The 3,340-nt window shown below is 72.8% G+C and carries 3 protein-coding genes and 1 pseudogene; 1 reads left to right on the forward strand and 3 read right to left on the reverse strand.

Annotation, left to right across the window (positions count from 1 at the left end; genetic code table 11):
- The 3 genes from ETD85_RS61045 to ETD85_RS61055 form a co-directional block, all read right to left on the reverse strand.
- On the reverse strand, positions 1–226 hold a 226-nt coding region (locus ETD85_RS61045), incomplete at its 3' end, for an ABC transporter permease (protein WP_206059627.1).
- Positions 223–1,035 carry an ABC transporter ATP-binding protein gene (locus ETD85_RS61050; protein WP_138698898.1) on the reverse strand — a complete coding sequence of 271 codons (813 nt, stop codon included), beginning with the start codon at positions 1,033–1,035 and terminating at the stop codon, positions 223–225. The genes ETD85_RS61050 and ETD85_RS61045, both read right to left, overlap by 4 nt.
- A complete protein-coding gene (locus ETD85_RS61055) occupies positions 1,032–2,174 on the reverse strand; it encodes an efflux RND transporter periplasmic adaptor subunit (protein ID WP_138698899.1) in 1,143 nt (380 codons plus the stop codon). Before ETD85_RS61055 ends, ETD85_RS61050 begins: the two co-directional genes overlap by 4 nt.
- Before the next feature lie 176 nt (positions 2,175–2,350).
- Between ETD85_RS61055 and ETD85_RS61060 the strand changes: the two are divergent.
- Positions 2,351–3,340 (forward strand): annotated as a pseudogene (locus ETD85_RS61060) (biotin/lipoyl-binding protein); the annotation flags it as partial.

Consider the following 3,340-nt stretch of genomic DNA (forward strand, 5'->3'; position numbering starts at 1 on the left):
CGCCGCCTGCGCCGCCCCCTCCGGAGAACGACGGCGAGATGGTCAGCGTGTTGGCGCCGAGCCGCTGGATGTTCTTCTGGATGCTCTGCGAGGAGCCCTCGCCGACGGCGACCAGCATGATGACCGCGGCGACGCCGATGAGGATGCCGAGCGTGGTCAGCGAGCTGCGCATCTTGTTGGCCAGCAGGCCGCGCAGCGCGAAGCGCAGGATCTCGAACTGGTTCATCTGGCCGCCTCCACCAGTCGCGGCGGCGGGCCGTCCACCGGGGCCTGGCGGCGGTCCTCCACGATCTCGCCGTCCACCAGCCTGATCACCCGCTTGGCGTGCGCGGCCACGTCGTCCTCGTGCGTGATGATCACGATCGTGCGGCCCGACTCGCTGAGCCTGTCCATGATCTGCAGGACGTCTTTCGTGGAGGCGGTGTCGAGATTGCCCGTCGGCTCGTCGGCCAGCAGCAGGGCCGGCGCGGTGACCAGGGCTCTGGCCACCGCCACGCGCTGCTGCTGTCCGCCGGACAGCTGGTTCGGCTCGTGGTGCACGCGGTCGGTCAGCCCGACCTGCTCCAGCGCGGCCAGCGCCCGTGAGCGCCGCTCCGCCTGGCCGATGCCGCCGTACACGAGCGGCAGCTCGACGTTGGCCAGCGCGGTCATGCGCGGGATCAGGTTGAACGACTGGAAGACGAACCCGACCCTGCGGTTGCGCAGGACGGCGAGCTGGTGCTCGTCGAGCCGGCCCACGTCGGCGCCGTCGATGAGGTACGTCCCGGAGGTGGGGATGTCGAGGCAGCCGAGGATGTTCATCAGGGTGGACTTGCCGGAGCCGGAGGCGCCCATGATGGCCAGGTAGTCCCCGCGCTCGACGTCCAGGCTGATGCCGCGCAGGGCGCGGACCTTGGCGTCGCCGTCGCCGTACTCCTTGACGAGGTCCTGCACGCGCAGGACGGGCGCGGTGGCCGGCTCGCCCGGCTCGCGGCCGTTGACCGGCCTCGCGGTGCCGCCCTCCTTCGAGGTGCTCGCTTCCTTGGGCGCGCTCATCGGCCGCCTCCCGGCATGCCGCCGCCACCGGGCACGCCACCGCCGCCGGGGAACCCGCCGCCGCCGCCGAACTGCCGCTGGTTGCCGCCGGTGGTGCCGGTCGTGGTGGCCGGCGGCACGATCTGGTCGCCCTCCGACACCCCCGACTTGATCTCGGTCAGCGCGGTGCCCTGGACTCCCACCTCGACCGGGGTCCTGCTCTGCCGGCCGTCCTTGAGCACGGTGACCGAGGTCTGGCCGCCGCTGGTGGAGATCGCCGAGGACGGCACGGTGACGACGTTCTCGGCCTGGCCGACGACAACCTCGACCGTGGCCGTCTGGCCCAGCCGCACCTGGCTCGGGACCTTCGTGAACGTGACCGTGACCGGGTACTGCACGACGTTGTTACTGGTGGACGCGACCGGCTCGATCTGGGTGACCTTGCCGGTGGCGGTCACCCCCGGCAGCGCGTCGAACGTGATCGTGGCCTCCTGGTTCTGCTTCAGCTTGCCGACGTCCGACTCGGTGAAGGTACCGACGAGCTGCAGCTTGCCGACGTCGGCCAGCTCGACGAAGCCGCTGGAGCCGGTCGAGCCGGTCGAGCCGCTCGAGCCGGAGGCCGCGCCCGACGCGCCGCCGGACCCGGAGCTGGTGCCCGAGCCCGAGCTGGTGCCGGACCCTGAGCTGGTGCCGCCCACGGAGCCGTTCACCGCGGTGATCGTCCCCTTGAACGGGGCCTTCAGCACGGTGGCCGCGACCGTGCGCTGCGCCTCCCTGTACGAGTTGCGCGCCTTGATGTAGGCGGCATAGAGCTGGGCCGTATCGGTCCCGTCGTCGATGGCGCTCTGGTACGTGGCCTTGGCCGCCGAGAGGCTCTCCTGGGCGGCCGAGTCGTCGAGCCTGGCCAGCAGGTCACCCTTGGCGACCTTGTCCCCGGCCTTGACGTAGATCTTCTCGACCGTGCCGCTCGTACCGAACGAGAGCGCGCGGGACCGGGAGCTCGCCACCGCGCCCGACGCGGACACCGAGGCGGTCACGGACCCGCGGCTCGCGCTCACCGTCCGCACGGTCGTCTCACTCGACGCTTGGCCCGTGCCGAGCTGGGTATAGGCGAACACGACACCGCCCAGCAGGAGCACCGCCAGCGCTCCGTTGGTCATCAGCGCTCTGCGCCTTGTCGACACCTTCACAGCGGGTGACCCTTGCACACAAGGCTGCGCCGCAGCCGCGAGCTAGCTGAACGTTCGCTGACAACCCGCGGGCCCGCTGAGTCACACAGGTAACTCTTAGGCTCCTCGCAGCCTGGCGCGAACCTGGTCGGCCAGGATGGGCGCTCATGAGACCGACTATCGCGCTGGGCGGCCTCGCCCTGGCCGTGCTGGTCGCCGGGTCCGGCCTGGCGCTGGCACTCCGCGACGACACCCCCGCCACCGTTCAGGTCAGGCTCGCCTCCGCGCAGCGCGGGCAGATCACGGCCTCGGTGAGCGCGGCGGGCAGCACGTTGGACGGCTCGCGCAGGGATCTGGCCTTCGGGTCGTCGGGGACGCTGACGAAGGTCTACGTCAAGGTCGGGGCCAAGGTGAAGAAGGGGCAGGTCCTGGCCAGGATCGACAGCCGGGGGGCGCGGGAGGCGTACACGGCGGCGAAGGCCGACCTGGCCGCCGCCGAGGAGGCGCTGGAGGAGGCGTCGTCGTCCACGCCCACCACGGGGAGCGGGACGCCCGCCACCTGCACGCCGGCCGGCGACGCCACGCCGGGCGCCACCACCCCGGCGGGCACCGCGAACCCCGGGGGCAGCGCGGCGCCTTCCGGCGCGGCGAGCCCCGGGAGCGGGACGACGCCGACGACCCGGGCGACCGGCGCCCCGACGTCCGCAACGGGTGGCGGCCCCGCCGCGACGGCGACCGGCGGCGCGGTGGACGGAAGCCCCGTGAACAACGCCGTTAACCACGCCGTGAACAACACCGTGAACAACGGCGGCACACCGACCACGAGCACAGATACGGGCACAGGCACGGGGACGGGCACGGGGACCGGCGGCGGCAGTGCGGCGAACGGCGCCTTCGGGCCGACGGCGCCTCCCGCCAAGGACGGGGCCGCGACACCGGCCTCCTCACCGCACCCCACCGGCACGCCTACCTCCGGGCCCACGGAGCCGCAGCCCCAGCCCACGGTGACGGTCACGGTGACGACGACCGCGACGGTGACCGCCACCGCGACGGCCACCGTCACGGCCACGGTCACCCCCACCCCGACCGGCGGCTCCTCGAACGGGACGACCTCGCCCGGCGGGACCGGGCAGTCCAGCCCCCGCCCATCGGCGACC

Origin of the sequence: Nonomuraea zeae (assembly GCF_005889725.1) — a bacterium.
In the GTDB taxonomy this organism is placed as follows: domain Bacteria; phylum Actinomycetota; class Actinomycetes; order Streptosporangiales; family Streptosporangiaceae; genus Nonomuraea; species Nonomuraea zeae.

Excerpts from the sequence above, each read along its gene's own strand:
- ETD85_RS61050 (WP_138698898.1), bottom strand. The coding sequence starts at position 1,035 with ATGAGCGCGCCCAAGGAAGCGAGCACCTCGAAGGAGGGCGGCACCGCG.
- ETD85_RS61055 (WP_138698899.1), bottom strand. The coding sequence starts at position 2,174 with ATGACCAACGGAGCGCTGGCGGTGCTCCTGCTGGGCGGTGTCGTGTTC.